Raw genomic sequence first — 17349 nt, 5'->3', positions numbered from 1 at the left:
CGAGCCAGATAGATAGTGTACTTATCGATAGTAGGAAGTACCGCTATCCATTCAGGGGGATCCCGTGCGCAGCAGACTTGCCGAGGCCATCGACTGGCATCGCCCGCTCATGCTCTTCTCCGTCGCCATGGTCGGTGTGGCGGCCCTCTCCGTCGTCGGGCTCATCGTGGACGATCGCATGATCGTCGGGTCGCCCAACTGGCTCAAGTCGTTCAAGTTCGCCGTGTCGTTCATCGCCTACAGCGTGACCTGGGCCTGGCTGTTGTCTCTGCACTCACACCGCCCGCGCTGGCTGCACAACACCGGCACCCTGCTGGTCGGCGCCGGGATCATCGAGATGGTGGCCATCACCGGCCAGGCGTTGCGCGGCAAGCGCAGCCACTTCAACGCCGAGACCCCATTCGACGCCACGCTGTGGGTCGTCATGGGCATCACGGTGGCGATCATCTGGACCGCGACGCTGGTCGCCTCGATCTCGGTCGCGCGCAACGTGTCCCTGCCCCGCCCGTTGCGGCTGGCGGTCGTGATCGGCATGGCGACGTCCTTGGCCGGGATGCTCATCGGTCCGCTGATGTCGCAGCGCGACACCGGGGTCAAGGAGACCGCGGGGGCGCACTCCATCGGCGTGGTCGACGGCGGGCCGAGCATGCCGATCACCGGGTGGAACCTGGTCGGCGGCGACCTGCGGGTCGGGCACTTCATCGGCATCCACGCGCTGCAAGTTCTCCCGCTGGTCGCGATCGTGCTCGCGGCCCTGGTCACCCGGTACGCGATCCTGGCCCAGGAAGAGGTGCGCACCCGGCTGGTGTGGACCGCGAGCGGTGTCTACATCGGACTGTTCGTGCTGGTCACCTGGCAGGCGTTCCGCGGGCAGGCCCTGGTCGAGCCGGACGCGGTCACGCTGCTCGCGTTCGCCGGGATCGCCGCGGCGGGTGCCGCCGGGGTCGTCTGGGCCAAGTCGGCGGCGCGGGCGCTGGTGTCCGCGTGAACGACCTGCTGTTCGACCTCGCCTTCTACGTCACCGTCCCGTTCTGGGTGCTGATGGTCTTCGCGCCCACCTGGTCGTGGACCCACCGGATCATCTCGTCGCCGTGGATCGTGCTGCCGCCGCTGGGTGTCTGGGCGGTCCTGGGCGTGCCGCGGCTGCCCGAACTGTGGGCGCTGTTCACCACACCGACGGTGGAGAAGCTCACCGCGTTCGCCGCCGACGGCGCCGGGATCACCCTGATCTGGGCGCAGGTGATCGCGTGGGACCTGTTCATCGGCCGGTGGATGTACCTCGAGTCGCGCAGGCTCGGGATCCACCCGCTGATCATGGGACCCCTGCTCGTGTTGACCATCCTGCTCTCACCGATCGGGCTGCCGGTGTTCCTCGTGCTTCGGGCGCGCACGCGCGCGTAGGCTTCCCGGAGTGACCGCTATCAACATCGAAACAGAACCGAAGGCCTTCGCGGAGCAGGCGGCAAAAGCGCTTGCCGAACGGACCGGGATCGAGCAGCACGACCTCGCTTTCGTCCTCGGCTCCGGCTGGCGACCCGCCGCCGACGAACTCGGCGAGCCGATCGCCGAGGTGCCGATGGCCGAGCTGCCCGGCTTCCTCGCGCCGACCGTCCAGGGACACGGCGGCACGATCCAGTCGGTCGACGTCGACGGCAAGAAGGTGCTGCTCGTGCTCGGCCGCACCCACCTGTACGAGGGCCACCCGGTCGCGCGTGTGGTCCACGGAATCCGCACGGCGGCGGCCGCAGGTGTGCGCGCCGTGGTGCTGACCAACGCGGCGGGCTGCCTGATGGAAGGCGTGCAGGTCGGCCAACCGGTGCTGATCAGCGACCACCTGAACCTGACCGCGCGCTCCCCGCTGGTGGGCGCCGACTTCGTCGACCTGACCGACCTGTACTCGTCGCGGCTGCGCGGGGTCGCCCGGAGTATCGACCCGACGCTGGTCGAAGGCGTCTACGCGGGCCTGCCCGGGCCGCACTTCGAGACCCCGGCGGAGATCCACATGCTGCGGGTCATGGGCGCGGGCCTGGTCGGCATGTCCACGGTCCTCGAAGCCATCGCGGCCCGCGCGGCCGGTGTCGAGGTGCTGGGGCTGTCGCTGGTGACGAACCTGGCGGCGGGCATCACCGGCGAGCCGCTCGACCACCTCGAAGTCCTGGAAGCCGGTCGGGTGGCGGCGAGTTCGATGGGCACGCTGCTGCGCGAGCTGGCCCTGCGCTCGTGACCCGGCTGACCTCGGAGCTGCGTGACCGCGCGTTCCGCTGGATCGCCGACGACCCCGACCCGGACACCAAGCTGGAGCTGCAGAAGATCGTCGCGGCGGCCATGGGCGGCGACCCGGTGGCGGTCGACGAGGTGGCCGACCGGATGGCGGGCACCCTGGAGTTCGGCACCGCCGGGCTGCGCGGGCCGGTTCGCGCGGGCTCCAACGGGATGAACCGCGCGGTGGTCATCCGCACGACCGCCGGTCTCGCCGAGTGGCTCAAGGCGCAGGGCCGCGGGTCGGGGATCGTGATCGTCGGCCGGGACGCGCGGCGCGGGTCGGAGGCGTTCTACGCCGACGCCGCCGGGGTGCTCGCCGCGGCCGGGTTCGACGTGCGGGTGTTCCCCCGTCCGCTGCCGACACCGGTGCTGGCGTTCGCCGTGCGCAAGTTCGGCGCGGTGGCGGGGATCCAGATCACCGCGTCGCACAACCCGCCCGCGGACAACGGGTACAAGCTCTACCTCGACTCGGGCGCGCAGATCGTGCCGCCCGCCGACCGTGAGATCGAAGCCGCCGTCACGGTGAGCCCGCCCGCTGTGTCGGTGCCGCGCTCCGACAGCTGGACGACACTGGGCGACGATGTCCTGCAGGCCTATCTGGACCGGGTGTCGTCCCTTCCGCATGGCACCGCCCGCGAACTGCGCGTGGTGGCGACCGCCCTGCACGGCGTCGGCGCGGGGACTCTCGCGCTCGCGTTGAACCAGGCCGGGTTCGTCGACGTGCGGATGGTCGCGGAGCAGGCCCAGCCGGACCCGGACTTCCCGACCGTGCCGTTCCCGAACCCGGAAGAGCCGGGCGCCACGGATCTGTTGCTGGCCAAGGCAACTGAGGTCGAGGCGGATATCGCGATCGCCTTGGACCCGGACGCCGACCGGTGCGCCGTGGGCGTTCGCGGTGCTGACGGCGTCTGGCGGATGCTGCTCGGCGACGAGACCGGCGCCCTGCTCGGCGTGCACATTTTGTCCACTTTGGACAGGGTGCTGCATCCGGACGCATTGGTGGCCAACACCATCGTCTCGTCTTCGCTGCTCAAGTCGATCGCGTCGGCCGGGAATGTCCGGTACGACGCCACCCTGACCGGTTTCAAGTGGTTGATGCGGGCAGGCGGCGGGAACGGCACCGGACTCGTCTACGCCTACGAGGAAGCCCTCGGCCACTGCGTCGACCCGGACTCGGTGCGGGACAAGGACGGCATCTCGGCCGCGGTGCTCGTGTGCGACCTGGCGGCGACCCTGCGGACTGCCGGTCGGACGCTGCCGGACGCCTTGGACGATCTCGCCGTCACCCACGGGCTCCACCTGACGCGGCAGGTTTCGTTGCGGGTCACCGACTTGGCGCGGATCGGCAAGCTCATGTCGGATCTTCGGGTCGATCCGCCCGCCGAGTTGGCGGGGGTGCCGGTGACCAGCGAGGATCTGCTGCCGGCGGCGGATGTGCTGCGGTTCAGCGGGGAGGGCGTGCGGGTGATCGTGCGTCCATCCGGGACTGAGCCGAAAATCAAGGCATACCTGGAGATCGTGGAACCGGTGGCGGACCGTTCGGCGCTGGCCGACGTCCGGGCTCGGGCGACGGGATCGCTGGACGCGTTGGCCGACGAGGTGGCCGGACTCCTGCGCTAGCGCGATGGCCGTTACCCGCCAGCACCGGCGCGGCCGAGCCAGCAGGCTGGTGTCATGAACACACCACTTGAGGGCAAGGCCGCGCTGGTCACCGGCGGCAGCAGGGGAATCGGCGCGGCGACGGCGATCCGTCTCGCACAGGACGGCGCCGATGTCGCGTTCACCTTCCACAGCAACGAGACCGCGGCCTCGGCCGTCGTCGAGCAGATCAAGGCGGCGGGCGGCCGGGCGCTCGCGATCCAGGCGGACAGCGCCGACGCGGAAGCGGTCATGGCCGCCGTCGAGCAGACCGCCGCGGAGTTCGGCCGGTTCGACATCCTGGTCAACAACGCCGCCACTTACGTCGTGGAACCGTTGGAGGACCTCGACTTCGCCGCGTTCGACCGAAGCCTGGCAGTCAACATCCGGGCGCCGTTCGCCGCGGCCAAGGCGGCCTCGGCTCGGATGACCGAAGGCGGCCGGATCATCTCGATCGGCACCTTGGTCAACGATCGGGTCGCGTTTCCGAACTTCACGCACTACGCCACCACCAAGACCGCGCTGATCGGGCTCACCAAGGGATTGGGGCGCGAACTCGGGCCGCGGGGGATCACGGTGAACCTGGTCAACCCCGGTCCGACCGACACGGAGTTGAACCCGGCGGACGGGCCGTATGCCGACACGATCCGCGGGTTCACCGCGCTCGGCCGGTTCGCCGAGCCGTCGGAGGTCGCCGGGGCGGTGGCGTTCCTGGCGGGGCCGGACGGGCGGTACGTGACCGGCGCGACGCTCACCATCGACGGCGGGTTCACCATCTGATCTGGCAGACTCGGTGGCCGTGCCCAGACTGCTGATCGTCCACCACACGCCTTCACCCGCGTTGCAGGCGATGTTCGAGGCCGTGGTGTCCGGGGCCGGTGATCCCGAGTTGGCCGAGGTCGAGGTCGTCCGTGAGCCCGCCCTCTCGGCGACCGCGTCCGACGTTCTCGCCGCCGACGCCGTCGTGCTCGGGACCCCGGCCAACATCGGGTACATGTCCGGGGCGTTGAAGCACTTCTTCGACACCGTGTACTACCCATGCCTGGACGCCGGAAAGGGCACGCCCTTCGGGTTCTACGTCCACGGCAACCAAGGCACCGAGGGCGCCGTCAGCAGCATCCGCACCATCACCAAGGGAATGAGCTGGACCCAGGTGGCCGAGCCCGTGGTCATCCTCGGCCAACCCGAGAAGCCCGACCTCCAGCGCTGCTGGGACCTAGGCGCCACCGTCGCCGCCCACCTCCTCTAACCACGAGTCGCCCCTCCCGGCAAACGAGTCGCCCCTTCCGGCGAGTGAGATCACCACTCGGGCAAGCGAGTTCACCATTCGGCCGGCAAGCGCGCTGCCGCCATGGCGGCGGTCTGGTCTTGAATGTGGAACTCGCTTGCCCGAGTGGTGAATTCGGTTGCCGGGAGGGGCGACTCGTTGGCCTGGCGGGGCGACTCGCGTTAGCGGTTGGTGGTGCTCAAGGAGTCGGGGAAGTAGCGGGCGCCTGCTGGGGTGGGGACGGCTGCTTCCAGGGCCTTGATGTCCTCGGGGGTGAGGGTCAGGTCGGCGGCGGCCAGGTTCTCCGCCAGGTAGGTGCGGCGTTTGGTCCCCGGGATCGGGACGACGTCCTCACCGCGGCTGTGGACCCAGGCCAAGGCGAGCTGTCCCGCTGTGACCCCGCGCTCCGCGGCCATGGCGCGCAGGCGTTCGGCGATGGCCAGGTTCGCCTCGAAGTTGCCCTCGGTGAAGCGCGGCTGGAACTTGTCGCGCATGTCGCCTTCGGGGAGGTCGGCGCGCGAGGTGAAGCGGCCGGTGAGGAAGCCGCGGCCCAGTGGGGAGTACGCCACGATGCCGATGCCCAACTCGCGGGCGACCGGCAGGACCTCCTCCTCCAGGTCGCGGGACCACAGCGACCATTCGGTCTGCAGCGCGGTGATCGGGTGGACGGCATTGGCCCGGCGGATGGTTTCCGCGCCTGCCTCGGAGAGCCCAAGGTGGCGGACCTTGCCCTCGGCGACCAACTCGGCCATCGCGCCGACGGTCTCCTCGATCGGGGTGCCCGGGTCGACCCGGTGCTGGTAGTAGAGGTCGATGTGGTCGACGCCAAGCCGCTTGAGCGACGCTTCGCAGGCGGCGCGGATGTACTCGGCGTCGCCGCGAACCCCTCGAACCAGGGGGTTGTCCGGGTCGCGGACGATGCCGAACTTGGTGGCCAGCACGACCTGGTCGCGGCGGTCCGCGATGGCCTTGCCGACCAGCACCTCGTTGGTGTGCGGGCCATACATGTCCGCCGTGTCGAGCAGCGTGACGCCGCCGTCGAGGGCGGCGTGGATGGTGGCGACGGACTCCGTGTCGTCCGTCTTGCCGTAGAACTCGCTCATGCCCATGCAGCCGAGCCCCTGGGCGCCGACTCGCAGGTCGCGCAGCTTGCGGGTCTTCATGCGGAAGCCTCCTGGGACCGCGCGAGGCGGTCATAGTTGTCGATCTTGTAGTCGAGGACGTCGAGACAGGCCAACAGCTGCTGGATGCGCGCGGCGACGTCGTCGCGGTGCCGTTCCAGGATTTCCTTGCGCGGGGCCGCGGTGACCGCGCCCTCACGGCACAGCGCGGCGTACTCGCGCATCAGCTGGATGGGCATGCCGGTGGTGCGCAGCTTGGTCAGGAACTCCAGCCACGCGAGGTCGTCGTCGGAATAGGCGCGTCTGCCCGCGGAATCACGTGCCGGGGGCGAGATCAGCTCGATGCGCTCGTAGTACCGGAGGGTGTCGATCGACAGCCCACTGCGGTGGGCCGCCTCGGCGATCGCGTATGTCACGCCTCCGACCGTATGACCTGGAGTGCGCTCCAGGTCAACTACAAGTCACTCTCTTTCGGCAAAGCCCACGCTTCCAGGTGCTCCGCGAGCTTCGGCACCTCCAGCGCGCCCCGGCCGACTTCGCGGACCAAGTCGAGGGCGTCGTCGGTCTCGGCGTCGATCCACCAGCCGTTGAGGTCGCAGAAGGTGACCACCGCGACCCAGCCCAGGCGCCAGTTGCCCTCGGCCAGCGGGCGGCTGCGCACGATGGAGTCGAGCAGGGCGGCGGCCTTGAGCCACAGGCTGTCGTAGGCCTCGACACCGAGCACGGTCGCGCGCGGGCGGTGCGCGGCGGAGTCGAGCAGGCCGAGGTCGCGGACCACCAAGTCGCCCCCGGTCACGGCGGCGGCCAGGACGAGCAGGTCACTGGCGTCTAGATAAGTCGTCACACCGTGCCGATGCGGTCGAGCAGGCCCCGGTAGCGGGGCAGGACGCGGCCGAGGACCTCACCGAGCTGCTCCTCGCGGTGCAGCCGGGCCCAGCGGTCGGCCAGCGCCAACCGCAGGATCTCCTGCTTGGAGCGCCCTTCTGCGGCCGCGAGTTCGTCGAGGCGGGCGTTCTCCTCGTCGGTCAAGCGCAGTGTCATCGCCATAGGCCCATGATATCAGCCTTGGTACCACAGTGATACCAGCACCAAACCGCGCGCGCTAGGCTGGAGCGCGTGCCCCGACCGAAGACCCACGACGACGCGCTGCGGGTCCGACTGCTCGACCGGGCCGGTGAGCTGATCTCCACCCAGGGCGCGTCCGCGTTGAGCGTGCGCAAACTCGCCTCCGACGTCGACACCTCGACCACGGCGGTCTACTCCCTCTTCGGCGGCAAGCCCGCGCTGGTGCGCGAGCTGTACGTCGAGGCGTTCGACCGGCTCGGCCGCAGGCTGCGCACGGTGGCGCCGTCCGACGACCCGAAAGAGGACATGGTCCGGCTCGGCCTGGCCTACCGGGAGGCCGCCCTGGCCGACCCGCACCTCTACGGCGTGATGTTCGGCGACGTGATCCCCGGTTTCGAGCCCGACGAGGACGCGCACGCCGAGGCCCTGGCCGCGCTGGCGCCGCTGCAGGACATCATCCACGCGGGGGTCGACGCGGGCGTGTTCGCCGAGCCCGCCCGAGACATGGCGGTGGCGTGCTGGGGCATCGTGCACGGGCTGGTGTCGCTGGAACTGTCCGGGAACCTGCCGCCGGACTTCGAGGTCGAGCCCACCTACGAGCGCGCGCTGCGCAGCAACCTCGTCGGCTGGTTGATTTAGACCGCGCCGTACTGGCGGTCGCCCGCGTCGCCGAGTCCCGGGACGATGAAGCCGGAGTCGTTGAGCCGCTCGTCGATGCTGGCGGTGACGAGCCGGACCGGCAGACCGGACTGGCGCAGGTGCTCGACGCCCTCCGGCGCGGCCAGCGCGCAGATCGCGGTGACGTCGGTGGCGCCGCGGTCGACCAGCAGCTTGATCGTGTAGACCATCGAGCCGCCGGTGGCGAGCATCGGGTCGAGCACGAACACCGGCCGGTCGGACAGGTCGGCGGGCAGCGACTCCATGTACGGCGTCGGCTGCAGGGTCTCCTCGTCGCGGGCCAGTCCGACGAAGCCCATCTGAGCGTCGGGGATCAGCTTGTGCGCCTGGTCGGCCATGCCCAGCCCGGCCCGCAGGACCGGCACGAGCAGCGGCGGGTTCGCCAGCCAGTGCCCGTCGGTGCGCGCGACCGGTGTGTGGATCCGCTCGACCCGCAGCGGCGCGGCGCGCATCGCCTCGTAGGTGAGCATCACGGTCAGCTCGTGCAGCGCCGCCCGGAAAGTCGCGCTGTCGGTGCGGGCATCGCGCATGACCGTGAGACGGGCTTTGGCGAGCGGGTGATCCACGGTCAAGACGTCCATGGACGCACACGGTAGCGGTTGGACGACCACTATGCGTTCAGTCACAAGTTCGGCGTATCGCACATCGTCGTCGCCCGATAGGGTGACGCGGTCCGCCGAGCTGGAGTGAGCGATGCCCGACTTATCCACCGACGCCCCGGTGTTCGTCGACCCGACCGGCAAGCGCCGCAAGCACGTGCGGACCACCGCCGTCGTGAGCGTCGCCGCGCTTGTCGCCGTGGGCGGGCTCCTGGTCGCCGCCCTGTTCGGCGCACCGCTCGGCCCCACTGCGTCGCTGCCGATCCCGCCGCCGCCGTCAGCGCCGGCGCGGCCCGTGCCGGTCGAGACCACGACCGAGCCCGCGAGCCCCACCTCGCGCACGAAGACCTCCGCGGCGCCGACCAGCACGACGACCAAGGCCTCCCAGGCTCCGACGACGACAACGTCCAGCTCGTCGGCCGCGGTCACCACGACCATGTCCGGCAGCACGCCTCACGGCCGGCCCAGCGAGTTGCCCCGCCCGACCAAGCCGCCGCGCTAGTGGCCCGACATCTCCGGGCACGTAAACCGCGTGCGCACTGGGTCCTGCTCGTCGCCGTGCTCGTCGCGGTGGCCGGTTTGCTGACCGTGCAGGCGGTCATGAGCGGCGGACTCGGGGCGGAAGGCGCGTCACCGAACGGCAGCGCGAACAACGTCCCGGCCGCCGCGCGCGAAGGCGGCGCGGTCATCGACCCGCGCGGGGACACCCCGGTCACGGTCGGCCCCAAGGACAAGACACTCGCCCTGACCTTCGACGACGGCCCGGACCCGGAGTGGACGCCGAAGATCCTGGAGACACTCGCCCGGCATAACGTCCGAGCGACGTTCTTCATCACCGGCGCGAGCGCGGCGAAGCACCCCGGCCTGGTCGACGAGATCATCCTGCGCGGCCACGAGATCGGCCACCACACCACCACGCACACGGACCTCCGCACCGCGAGCGAATCACGCACGTGGATGGAGCTGCGGACCACCGACCTGGCGTTGGCATGGACCGCGAACCGCACCACCGCCCTGGTCCGCCCGCCCTACGCCGCGACACCGGAGTCGCTCGACGACCTGGCCTGGCAGGCCGCGCGCAGACTCGGGGCCGACGGCAGGCTCGTGGTGCTCTCCGACCTGGACTCGCAGGACTGGCGCAAGCCGGGCGTGGACGCCATCGTCGCCAACTCCACGCCGCGCGACGACCGGGGCGCGATCCTGCTCATGCACGACGCGGGCGGCGACCGGACCGAGACCGTGGCCGCGCTGGACCGGCTCATCCCGGACCTGCAGACGCGCGGCTGGACCATCGGGACGGTGTCGACGACGACCGGGCTGCAGGACTCCGGCGCCTTGCCGGGCATGCTGGCCCGGCTGGGCGGGCTGCTGCTGGTGGGCATCGTGCAGCTCGCCGAGTTCGTCGCCGGATCGCTGCAGGTGCTGCTGGTCGCGGCGACCGTGGTGGCCGCGCTGCGCACGCTGCTGGTGCTGCTGACCACGGGGATGCACGTGCGCCGGGTCCGGGGAAAACGTTTGCGGCCGGTGCGCTACCCGGTCACGGTCCTGGTGCCCGCGTACAACGAGGCGAAGGGCATCGAGGCGACCCTGCGGTCGATCCTGGAATCGCGGCACCCGCTGGAGATCATCGTCATCGACGACGGCTCCACCGACGGCACCGGGCGCATCGTCCGAGACCTCCAGCTGCCCAGGGTCCGGCTGATCCGGCAGGCCAACGCGGGCAAGGCGGCGGCGCTGAACACCGGCATCGCCGCGGCGCGCACGGAGCTGATCGTCATGGTCGACGGCGACACCGTGCTGGAACCGGAAGCGGTCGGCACGCTCGCCGCGCACTTCGCCGACCCGTCGATCGGCGCGGTGTCGGGCAACGCGAAGGTCGGCAACCGCGGCGGCGTCCTAGGCCGCTGGCAGCACATCGAGTACGTCATCGGCTTCAACCTCGACCGCCGCATGTACGACGTGCTGCAGTGCATGCCGACGGTGCCCGGCGCGATCGGCGCGTTCCGCCGTTCCGCGGTGCTGGAGGTGGGCGGCGTCGGCGAGGACACGCTCGCCGAGGACACCGACCTCACCATGGCTCTGGAACGCGACGGCTGGCGGGTGATCTACTCCGAGGGCGCGGTCGCCTGGACCGAGGCCCCGGCGACTCTCGGGCAGCTGTGGAAGCAGCGCTACCGCTGGTGTTACGGCACTTTGCAGGCGGTGTGGAAGCACCGGCGGGCGGCGATCGAGCCGGGGCAGGCGGGCAAGCTCGGCAGGCGCGGGCTGCCGTACCTGCTGATGTTCCAGGTGTTGCTGCCGGTGCTGGCGCCGATCGTCGACGTCGCCGCCGTGTTCGGCCTGCTCACCGGTGACGCGTTGACGACGGTGCTGACGTGGCTCGGTTTCCTGTTGATGCAGGTGATCCCGGCGATCATCGCGTTCCGGCTCGACCAGGAGCGGCTGGGCCCGCTGTGGGCGTTGCCGCTGCAGCAGTTCGTGTACCGGCAGCTGATGTACCTGGTGGTGATCCAGTCGCTGGCCACGGCCGTCTCGGGGGTTCGGCTGCCATGGCACAAACTGGAGCGGCGCGGGCAGCCCCTACTTGTGGGCCAGGACAGCGAACATCGTCACTGACATGTGGAAGTCGCCGGACGCCGCACCGGCGGCCAGGTCGGCGAGGAACTTGTCGGCCTGATCCTGGGTGATGGCGCCGCGATGGACGCCGGTGGCGGCCAGCATGCGCACGAGGGAGCCCTCGGCGGCGGAGTTGTCCTGGATCAAGGCCTGCGAGCCGATGTCGGTCGCCTTCAGCCCGGCGGCGGTGAGCTGCCCGGCGAGCCTGCGCCCGCTGTGGGGGTTGGGCGTAGTGGCGAGCATGGCCTCACTCAGGGCGTTGAGGACGGCGGGGTCGCCGGGGTGCAGGATCGCGGTCGCCCAGTCGGAGTCGATCACCACGGCCCGCCCGCCCGGCCGCAGCACCCGGGCGATCTCGGCGGCCGCCCGCTCGGGCTCGGTAAGGTGCTGGAAGACCCGCTCACAGCGGACGACGTCGAAAGTGTTGTCCGCAAAGGGAAGTCGATACGCGTCGCCGTCGACGAACCGGGCGGCGCCGCCCTCCGCGCGCTCCTCGGCGATCGACCGCATCCCGGCGTTCGGCTCGACCCCGACAGCGTCGCCCGCGGACCCGACCGCGGCGGCGAACGCCTGCACCTCCGAGCCGGTCCCGGCGCCGACGTCGAGGGCCTTCTCGCCGGGGTGCGGGTCGAGCGCGAGCATCGCCCACTGGCGCAGCCGCTGGATGCCGGGCAGGGCGGCCTGCAGGTCGAGGAGTTCGACCAGGCGGTCGAGGTCGGCCGGATTGATCCGCTCGGCGCGGAACGACGGTTCGCTTTCTGGCATGAGTCCACGGTAGCCGGGTCGGATCGGTTCGGTTGCGCCTCGCGACGTCACCCGATCGCGCTACGCTGCCTGGCGTGAGCGAGCAGCCGGCAATCCCAGGTCCGCACGAGATGCGCGCGTCCAACGCCGACCGGGAGCGCTTCTCCAAAATCCTCCACGACGCCATGTCGGAGGGCAGGCTCACCGTGGGGGAACTCGAGGAGCGCTTGGACCAGGTCTACGCCGCGAAGACCTACGGGGACCTGATCCCGGTGGTCCGCGACCTGCCCGGCCACCAGGTGGTCCCCCGACTCCAGCAGCCCCTCGCCACCCCCGCGCCGAACCGCGTCGGCGGCCGCGGCACGTCGTCCAGCGCCATCGCGATCATGTCGGGCTCGGACCGCAAGGGCCCGTGGGTGGTGCCGCCGACGTTCAACGCCATCGCGATCATGGGCGGGGTCGACATCGACCTGACCCAGGCCACGTTCGAGGCGGCGGAGACGGTGATCCAGGCGTACGCCCTGATGGGCGGGGTCGAGATCCGGGTGCCGGAGGGCATCACGGTGGTGGTGGATGGCATCGGCTTCATGGGCGGCTTCGCCAACTCGGTCCGCACCCAGGGACCTCCGGGCTCTCCCGTCGTCCGCATCACCGGCTTCGCCATGTGGGGCGGCGTGGATGTGAAGCCGCCGCGGCGTCGCAAGGGCAGGCACGGACACCACGAGATCGAGGACTGACGACGGCACCCGGACGGAGAGGGCGGACGGGCGCACGCGCGGCCTAGACTCGCGGGTATGGCCGCATCCATGACGACGACGTCCGGGTCACCCCCCGAGTTCGCCGACGCCACCCGCGACGAGACCTCGTTGCGCAGGTTCCTGCACGGGCTGCCCGGGGTCGACCAGGTGGGCGTCGAGCAGCGGGCCGCGGGGCTGGCGACGCGCAGTATCAAGAAGGCCAGCAAGATGTGGGCCATCGACATGGCGATCTCCATGGTCGACCTGACCACCCTGGAAGGGGCGGACACGGCGGGCAAGGTGCGGACGCTGTGCGCGAAGGCGCGCAGGCCCGAGCCGGAGCGGCCGGAGGTGCCGCACGTCGCCGCGGTCTGTGTGTATCCGGACATGGTGGAGACGGCTGTCGCCGAGGTCGAGGGCACTGGGGTTGGGGTCGCCAGCGTCGCGACGGCGTTCCCGTCCGGGCGGTCGAGCCTGCGGATCAAGATCGCCGACACCGAATACGCCGTCGAGGCGGGCGCGACCGAGATCGACATGGTGATCGACCGGGGCGCGTTCCTGTCCGGGAAGTACGGGCAGGTCTTCGACGAGATCCGCACGATCAAGCGCGCCTGCGGGGACGCGCACCTCAAGGTCATCCTGGAGACCGGCGAGCTCGCCACCTACGACAACGTGCGCCGCGCGTCCTGGCTGGCGCTGCTCGCGGGCGGCGACTTCATCAAGACCTCCACCGGCAAGGTCTCCCCCGCGGCCACGCTGCCGGTGACCCACGTGATGCTGCAGGCCGTGCACGACTGGCACGCCGTGACCGGTGAGCTGCGCGGGGTCAAACCCGCCGGCGGCATCCGCACCACGAAGGACGCCATCCGCTACCTCGTGGCGGTCCAGGAAGTCGCCGGGCCGCAGTGGCTCGACCCGCACCTGTTCCGCTTCGGCGCCTCCAGCCTGCTCAACGACCTGCTGATGCAGCGCCGGACGCAGCTCGACGGCTTCTACAGCGGCCCCGACTATGTGACGGTGGACTGAGATGACCTGGGACTACGCGCCCGCGCCGGAGTCGCGGGCGATCGCGAACCTCAAGCCGAGCTACCGGATGTTCCTCGACGGCGAGTTCGTCGAGGGTTCCGGCGAGCCGCTCAAGACGATCAACCCGGCGACCGAGGAAGTCCTGGCCGAAGTAAGCACAGCCAGCACCTCCGACGTCGACCGTGCGGTGAAGGCCGCGAAACGCGCGCAGGACAAGGTGTGGGGGCCGATGTCGGGCGCCGAGCGCGCCAAGTACATCTTCCGCATCGCGCGGATGATGGCCGAACGCTCGCGTGAGCTGGCCGTGCTGGAGAGCCTCGACAACGGCAAGCCGATCCGCGAGTCGCGCGATGTCGACGTGCCCACGGCCGCCGCGCACTTCTTCTACCACGCGGGTTGGGCCGACAAGCTGGACTACGCGGGCTACGGCCCGAACCCGCGCCCACTGGGTGTCGCGGGCCAGGTCATCCCGTGGAACTTCCCGCTGCTGATGGCCGCCTGGAAGATCGCACCGGCGCTGGCCTGCGGAAACACTGTGGTGCTCAAGCCGGCGGAGACGACGCCGCTGACCGCGCTGGTGCTCGCCGAGATCATCCAGCAGGCCGAGCTGCCGCCGGGCGTGGTGAACATCCTGCCCGGCGCGGGCGACGTCGGCGCGGAGCTGGTGAACCACCCGGGGGTCAACAAGATCGCCTTCACCGGGTCCACCGAGGTCGGCAAGATCATCCAGAAGTCGTTGGCGGGCACCGGGAAGAAGCTCACCCTCGAACTCGGCGGCAAGGCGGCCAACATCGTCTTCGACGACGCGCCGCTCGACCAGGCCGTCGAGGGGATCGTCAACGGGATCTTCTTCAACCAGGGCCACGTGTGCTGCGCGGGCTCGCGGCTGCTGGTGCAGGAGTCGATCGCCGAGGAACTGTTGGAGAAGCTGCACAAGCGCGTCTCCACGCTGCGCATCGGCGACCCGCTGGACAAGAACACCGACGTCGGCGCGATCAACTCGCGCGACCAGCTCACCAAGATCCAGGACCTGGTGGCGACCGGCGAGGCCGAGGGCGCGGTGCGCTGGACGTCGGCGTGTCCGTTGCCGGACAAGGGTTTCTTCTTCGCCCCCACCGTGTTCGCCGGGGTCAGCCAGGCCATGCGGATCGCCCGCGAGGAAATCTTCGGCCCGGTCCTGTCGGTCCTGACGTTCCGCACGCCGGATGAGGCCATCGCCAAGGCGAACAACACGCCGTACGGGCTGTCGGCCGGGATCTGGACCGAGAAGGGCTCCCGAATCCTGTGGGCGGCCAACCAGCTGCGCGCCGGTGTGGTGTGGGCCAACACGTTCAACCGCTTCGACCCGACCGCGCCGTTCGGCGGGTACCAGGAGTCGGGCTTCGGCCGCGAGGGCGGCCGCACGGGTCTGGAGGCGTACCTAGATGTCTGAGCGACTCAGCGTTGCCAAGACGTACAAGTTGTATCTCGGCGGCGCTTTCCCGCGCTCGGAGTCGGGCCGCACATACCCGGTGATGGACTCGCGCGGCAAGTTCCTGGCGAACGCGGCGCAGGCGTCCCGAAAGGACGTTCGCGAAGCAGTTCAGCACAGTCGCCTTGCTTTTGGAAAGTGGTCCGGCGCGACCGCCTACAACCGGGGTCAGGTGCTCTACCGGGTGGCGGAGCTGCTGGAAGGTCGGCGTGAGCAGTTCATCGCCGAGGTGTCTTCGAGCGAGGGCATTCAGGCGAAGAAGGCTGTGTCCATTGTGGACGCCGCCATCGACCGCTGGGTCTGGTATGCGGGCTGGACCGACAAGATCGCCACGGTGCTGGGCGCGTCGAACCCGGTCGCCGGGCCGTATTTCTCGTTCTCGGTGCCGGAGCCGACCGGCGTGGTCGGGGTGCTCGCGCCGCAGAAATCGTCGCTGCTGGGCCTGATCAGCGTGATCGCCCCGGTGATCGCGACCGGCTGCACCGCGGTCGTGGTGACGAGCCAGGACCGGCCGCTGCCCGCGATCACGCTCTCAGAGGTCTTGGCGACGTCGGACGTGCCGGGCGGCGTGGTGAACCTGCTGACCGGCCACACCGCCGAGTTGGCGCCCTGGCTGGCTTCACACGCCGACGTCAACGCCCTGGACCTGACCGGCGCACCGGACGAACTGCGCGCGGACCTTGAGGCTTCCGCGTCGGGGACGGTCAAGCGGGTGCTGCGGGCAGGCGATGAGGACTGGACGAAGCAGCCCGATATCCGACGGTTGCGCGCGGTCCTGGAGACCAAGACCGTGTGGCACCCCATGGGCGTCTAGGACAGCCCGGAGTCGAACAGGTCGGTGAGCGGACCCAGCTCACCGACCATCCCGGCCTTGCAGCCCTCGATGTAGTCCTGCCTGCAGAACTCGGCGAAGTCGACGCGCCAGCCCGCGTGGGCCGCCAAGTGGCGGAAGAACGCCCGCTGGGTCCGGCCATTGCCCTCGCGGAACGGGTGGACGACATTGACCTCGACGAAGAAGTACGTGAACCGGGCGAGAAACGCGGCTCGGTCGAGGCCCGCGAGCACCTTTTCCGTGCGCAGCCGGGAGAACAGCTCGCCCAGTGCGGGTTCGACGAACCGCCAGTGCGCGAACGGGGCATCGGCGCGCGCGATGTCCACGCGGCGGGGTTGACCGGCCCAGGCGTAGATGTCGCCGAAGAGGTGCCGGTGGTAGACGCTCAGGTGGGGCAGGTCGAAGTTGCCCGCGAGCGGTGCCAGCCGGGCCTGCTCGTCCCGGATGAACGTCACGTTGCGCTCGGCGGCTTGGAGAACGGAGTGATCGACGATATCGAGCAGGTTGTGCAGCACCCCGGTCGTCGGATCGGAGTACGGGTCCTCCTGGATCACCTACCGACGATTTCCCTGATCTGCCTGCGCACGGCCTCGTCGGCGGTCAGCTCCCCGGTCGCGACCGCGCGGGCGTCGGCGATGGCGGACTCGGAGATCTCCAGGCCCTCAAGCCGGGCGTTGGCCAGCGCACCGGCGATGGCGCTATCCGGGTCGCAGATCACCCTGCCGAAGTACTCGGCCATCACTTCCTGGGACATGGCCTCGGTGCTGGGCGCGTCGTCCGGCAGGCCGGCGCGGGCCACCCGCCATGGCTCCTCGTCGTGGGTCATGGCGCTGAGCTGGTGGCGGTCGAAGGCGGAGTAGCGCTCCACGACCAGGCGCACCGTCTCGCGGTAGCCCTCACCAAGGCGCCTCGGATCGCCTTCGTCCCACTTCGCGACCTCGCGCTTGCCCTCGTGGTGCTTGTAGACCTCGGGGACCACCGGTCCCGCCCGCCAGGCCTCGATCCGGTCTGGGAAAGCCGGTGCGCCGGTCATCGCCAGGTGCCAGCCCTGGACGTAGTAGAGGAGCTTCTGCAGGCGCATCGGAGAGTCCGGACCGGTCTCCGCCAGAATCGCGGCTGCGACGTCGTGCACGTCGGCCACACTGGCCTCCAGTCCGTTCGGCGCTGCTTCCTTGTCAAAGAATACCGGTTCCACCTGCGAATGTCCCCCGTTCAGGGTGCGCTGTGGACAACTTGCGCGCAATCACACATGCCAGTCAGCGCGTTGTCATAACCTGATTCGGGATCGATGGG

21 protein-coding genes are annotated in these 17349 nt (G+C 70.1%); 13 read left to right on the top strand and 8 right to left on the bottom strand.

Annotated elements, in window-relative coordinates; translation table 11 throughout:
- The first annotated feature begins 64 nt into the window (after positions 1 to 64).
- From ACUZ2Y_RS24095 to ACUZ2Y_RS24070, 6 genes are read left to right on the top strand one after another with little or no spacing between them, the layout of a single operon-like run.
- The gene (locus ACUZ2Y_RS24095; protein WP_476322670.1) at positions 65 to 988 is read left to right on the top strand and encodes a hypothetical protein; all 924 of its coding nucleotides are present in this window, start codon (positions 65 to 67) and stop codon (positions 986 to 988) included.
- Entirely contained in the window at positions 985 to 1401 is a 417-nt protein-coding gene (locus ACUZ2Y_RS24090) for an ABA4-like family protein (protein WP_476322667.1), read from the top strand. Before ACUZ2Y_RS24095 ends, ACUZ2Y_RS24090 begins: the two co-directional genes overlap by 4 nt.
- A gap of 10 nt (positions 1402 to 1411) precedes the next feature.
- Positions 1412 to 2224, top strand: a complete 813-nt coding sequence (locus ACUZ2Y_RS24085) for a purine-nucleoside phosphorylase (protein ID WP_476322664.1) — start codon at positions 1412 to 1414, stop codon at positions 2222 to 2224.
- Complete coding sequence (locus tag ACUZ2Y_RS24080; protein WP_476322661.1) at positions 2221 to 3882, top strand: phospho-sugar mutase; 1662 nt, start codon at positions 2221 to 2223, stop codon at positions 3880 to 3882. The genes ACUZ2Y_RS24085 and ACUZ2Y_RS24080 overlap by 4 nt, the downstream gene beginning before the upstream one ends.
- A gap of 54 nt (positions 3883 to 3936) precedes the next feature.
- On the top strand, positions 3937 to 4680 hold the full coding sequence (locus ACUZ2Y_RS24075) for a 3-oxoacyl-ACP reductase family protein (protein ID WP_476322658.1): 744 nt from the start codon (positions 3937 to 3939) through the stop codon (positions 4678 to 4680).
- A 19-nt stretch (positions 4681 to 4699) separates the two neighbouring features.
- Positions 4700 to 5149, top strand: a complete 450-nt coding sequence (locus ACUZ2Y_RS24070) for a flavodoxin family protein (RefSeq protein WP_476322655.1) — start codon at positions 4700 to 4702, stop codon at positions 5147 to 5149.
- 200 nt (positions 5150 to 5349) lie between these two features.
- Here ACUZ2Y_RS24070 and ACUZ2Y_RS24065 read toward each other — a convergent pair whose 3' ends face one another.
- From ACUZ2Y_RS24065 to ACUZ2Y_RS24050, 4 genes are read right to left on the bottom strand one after another with little or no spacing between them, the layout of a single operon-like run.
- Positions 5350 to 6330, bottom strand: a complete 981-nt coding sequence (locus ACUZ2Y_RS24065; protein WP_476322652.1) for an aldo/keto reductase — start codon at positions 6328 to 6330, stop codon at positions 5350 to 5352.
- The gene (locus ACUZ2Y_RS24060) at positions 6327 to 6704 is read right to left on the bottom strand and encodes a MerR family transcriptional regulator (protein ID WP_091383965.1); all 378 of its coding nucleotides are present in this window, start codon (positions 6702 to 6704) and stop codon (positions 6327 to 6329) included. Before ACUZ2Y_RS24060 ends, ACUZ2Y_RS24065 begins: the two co-directional genes overlap by 4 nt.
- 38 nt (positions 6705 to 6742) lie before the next feature.
- Positions 6743 to 7132: a type II toxin-antitoxin system death-on-curing family toxin gene (locus tag ACUZ2Y_RS24055; RefSeq protein ID WP_476322648.1), complete on the bottom strand. Its 390-nt coding sequence runs from the start codon at positions 7130 to 7132 to the stop codon at positions 6743 to 6745.
- Complete coding sequence (locus ACUZ2Y_RS24050; RefSeq protein WP_187220951.1) at positions 7129 to 7335, bottom strand: ribbon-helix-helix protein, CopG family; 207 nt, start codon at positions 7333 to 7335, stop codon at positions 7129 to 7131. Before ACUZ2Y_RS24050 ends, ACUZ2Y_RS24055 begins: the two co-directional genes overlap by 4 nt.
- A 69-nt stretch (positions 7336 to 7404) precedes the next feature.
- On the opposite strand from ACUZ2Y_RS24050, the gene ACUZ2Y_RS24045 reads away from it, so the two are divergent.
- Positions 7405 to 7992 carry a TetR/AcrR family transcriptional regulator gene (locus tag ACUZ2Y_RS24045; RefSeq protein ID WP_476322646.1) on the top strand — a complete coding sequence of 196 codons (588 nt, stop codon included), beginning with the start codon at positions 7405 to 7407 and terminating at the stop codon, positions 7990 to 7992.
- Here ACUZ2Y_RS24045 and upp read toward each other — a convergent pair.
- Entirely contained in the window at positions 7989 to 8612 is a 624-nt protein-coding gene (upp, locus tag ACUZ2Y_RS24040) for a uracil phosphoribosyltransferase (RefSeq protein ID WP_476322643.1), read from the bottom strand. The two genes, ACUZ2Y_RS24045 and upp, sit on opposite strands and share 4 nt — an antisense overlap.
- Before the next feature lie 112 nt (positions 8613 to 8724).
- Here upp and ACUZ2Y_RS24035 point away from each other — a divergent pair, with 112 nt between their 5' ends.
- Both ACUZ2Y_RS24035 and ACUZ2Y_RS24030 read left to right on the top strand, forming a co-directional pair.
- Complete coding sequence (locus tag ACUZ2Y_RS24035; RefSeq protein WP_476322640.1) at positions 8725 to 9132, top strand: hypothetical protein; 408 nt, start codon at positions 8725 to 8727, stop codon at positions 9130 to 9132.
- Entirely contained in the window at positions 9132 to 11246 is a 2115-nt protein-coding gene (locus tag ACUZ2Y_RS24030) for a bifunctional polysaccharide deacetylase/glycosyltransferase family 2 protein (protein WP_476322637.1), read from the top strand. The genes ACUZ2Y_RS24035 and ACUZ2Y_RS24030 overlap by 1 nt, the downstream gene beginning before the upstream one ends.
- Here ACUZ2Y_RS24030 and ACUZ2Y_RS24025 read toward each other — a convergent pair.
- Positions 11211 to 12011 (bottom strand): methyltransferase domain-containing protein, encoded by an 801-nt coding sequence (locus tag ACUZ2Y_RS24025; protein ID WP_476322634.1) that lies wholly within the window; start codon positions 12009 to 12011, stop codon positions 11211 to 11213. The genes ACUZ2Y_RS24030 and ACUZ2Y_RS24025 overlap by 36 nt on opposite strands.
- Before the next feature lie 74 nt (positions 12012 to 12085).
- Between ACUZ2Y_RS24025 and ACUZ2Y_RS24020 the strand changes: the two genes are divergently transcribed.
- Genes ACUZ2Y_RS24020 through ACUZ2Y_RS24005 form a run of 4 tightly spaced genes read left to right on the top strand, consistent with a single transcriptional unit; the run spans position 12086 to position 16038 of the window.
- Complete coding sequence (locus ACUZ2Y_RS24020; RefSeq protein ID WP_476322631.1) at positions 12086 to 12727, top strand: DUF1707 SHOCT-like domain-containing protein; 642 nt, start codon at positions 12086 to 12088, stop codon at positions 12725 to 12727.
- A 57-nt stretch (positions 12728 to 12784) separates the two neighbouring features.
- Complete coding sequence (gene deoC, locus ACUZ2Y_RS24015) at positions 12785 to 13753, top strand: deoxyribose-phosphate aldolase (RefSeq protein ID WP_476322628.1); 969 nt, start codon at positions 12785 to 12787, stop codon at positions 13751 to 13753.
- 1 nt (position 13754) lies between these two features.
- A complete protein-coding gene (locus ACUZ2Y_RS24010; RefSeq protein ID WP_476322625.1) occupies positions 13755 to 15185 on the top strand; it encodes an aldehyde dehydrogenase family protein in 1431 nt (476 codons plus the stop codon).
- On the top strand, positions 15178 to 16038 hold the full coding sequence (locus ACUZ2Y_RS24005) for an aldehyde dehydrogenase family protein (protein ID WP_476322622.1): 861 nt from the start codon (positions 15178 to 15180) through the stop codon (positions 16036 to 16038). The genes ACUZ2Y_RS24010 and ACUZ2Y_RS24005 overlap by 8 nt, the downstream gene beginning before the upstream one ends.
- Here the strand turns inward: ACUZ2Y_RS24005 and ACUZ2Y_RS24000 are convergent.
- Positions 16035 to 16610: a Fic/DOC family protein gene (locus ACUZ2Y_RS24000; RefSeq protein WP_476322619.1), complete on the bottom strand. Its 576-nt coding sequence runs from the start codon at positions 16608 to 16610 to the stop codon at positions 16035 to 16037. The genes ACUZ2Y_RS24005 and ACUZ2Y_RS24000 overlap by 4 nt on opposite strands.
- Positions 16607 to 17251 carry a type II toxin-antitoxin system antitoxin SocA domain-containing protein gene (locus ACUZ2Y_RS23995; protein ID WP_476322616.1) on the bottom strand — a complete coding sequence of 215 codons (645 nt, stop codon included), beginning with the start codon at positions 17249 to 17251 and terminating at the stop codon, positions 16607 to 16609. Before ACUZ2Y_RS23995 ends, ACUZ2Y_RS24000 begins: the two co-directional genes overlap by 4 nt.
- Between the last annotated feature and the right edge of the window lie 98 nt (positions 17252 to 17349).

It is taken from the genome of Actinokineospora sp. UV203, assembly GCF_056323665.1.
This window is presented reverse-complemented; position numbering and strand designations above follow the sequence as displayed.

Bases quoted from the DNA above. Each gene is read 5' to 3' on its own strand.
- ACUZ2Y_RS24075 (WP_476322658.1), top strand. From the start codon at position 3,937: ATGAACACACCACTTGAGGGCAAGGCCGCGCTGGTCACCGGCGGCAGC.
- ACUZ2Y_RS24065 (WP_476322652.1), bottom strand. From the start codon at position 6,330: ATGAAGACCCGCAAGCTGCGCGACCTGCGAGTCGGCGCCCAGGGGCTC.
- ACUZ2Y_RS24050 (WP_187220951.1), bottom strand. From the start codon at position 7,335: ATGGCGATGACACTGCGCTTGACCGACGAGGAGAACGCCCGCCTCGAC.
- upp (WP_476322643.1), bottom strand. From the start codon at position 8,612: ATGGACGTCTTGACCGTGGATCACCCGCTCGCCAAAGCCCGTCTCACG.
- ACUZ2Y_RS24035 (WP_476322640.1), top strand. From the start codon at position 8,725: ATGCCCGACTTATCCACCGACGCCCCGGTGTTCGTCGACCCGACCGGC.
- ACUZ2Y_RS24025 (WP_476322634.1), bottom strand. From the start codon at position 12,011: ATGCCAGAAAGCGAACCGTCGTTCCGCGCCGAGCGGATCAATCCGGCC.
- deoC (WP_476322628.1), top strand. From the start codon at position 12,785: ATGGCCGCATCCATGACGACGACGTCCGGGTCACCCCCCGAGTTCGCC.
- ACUZ2Y_RS24010 (WP_476322625.1), top strand. From the start codon at position 13,755: ATGACCTGGGACTACGCGCCCGCGCCGGAGTCGCGGGCGATCGCGAAC.
- ACUZ2Y_RS24005 (WP_476322622.1), top strand. From the start codon at position 15,178: ATGTCTGAGCGACTCAGCGTTGCCAAGACGTACAAGTTGTATCTCGGC.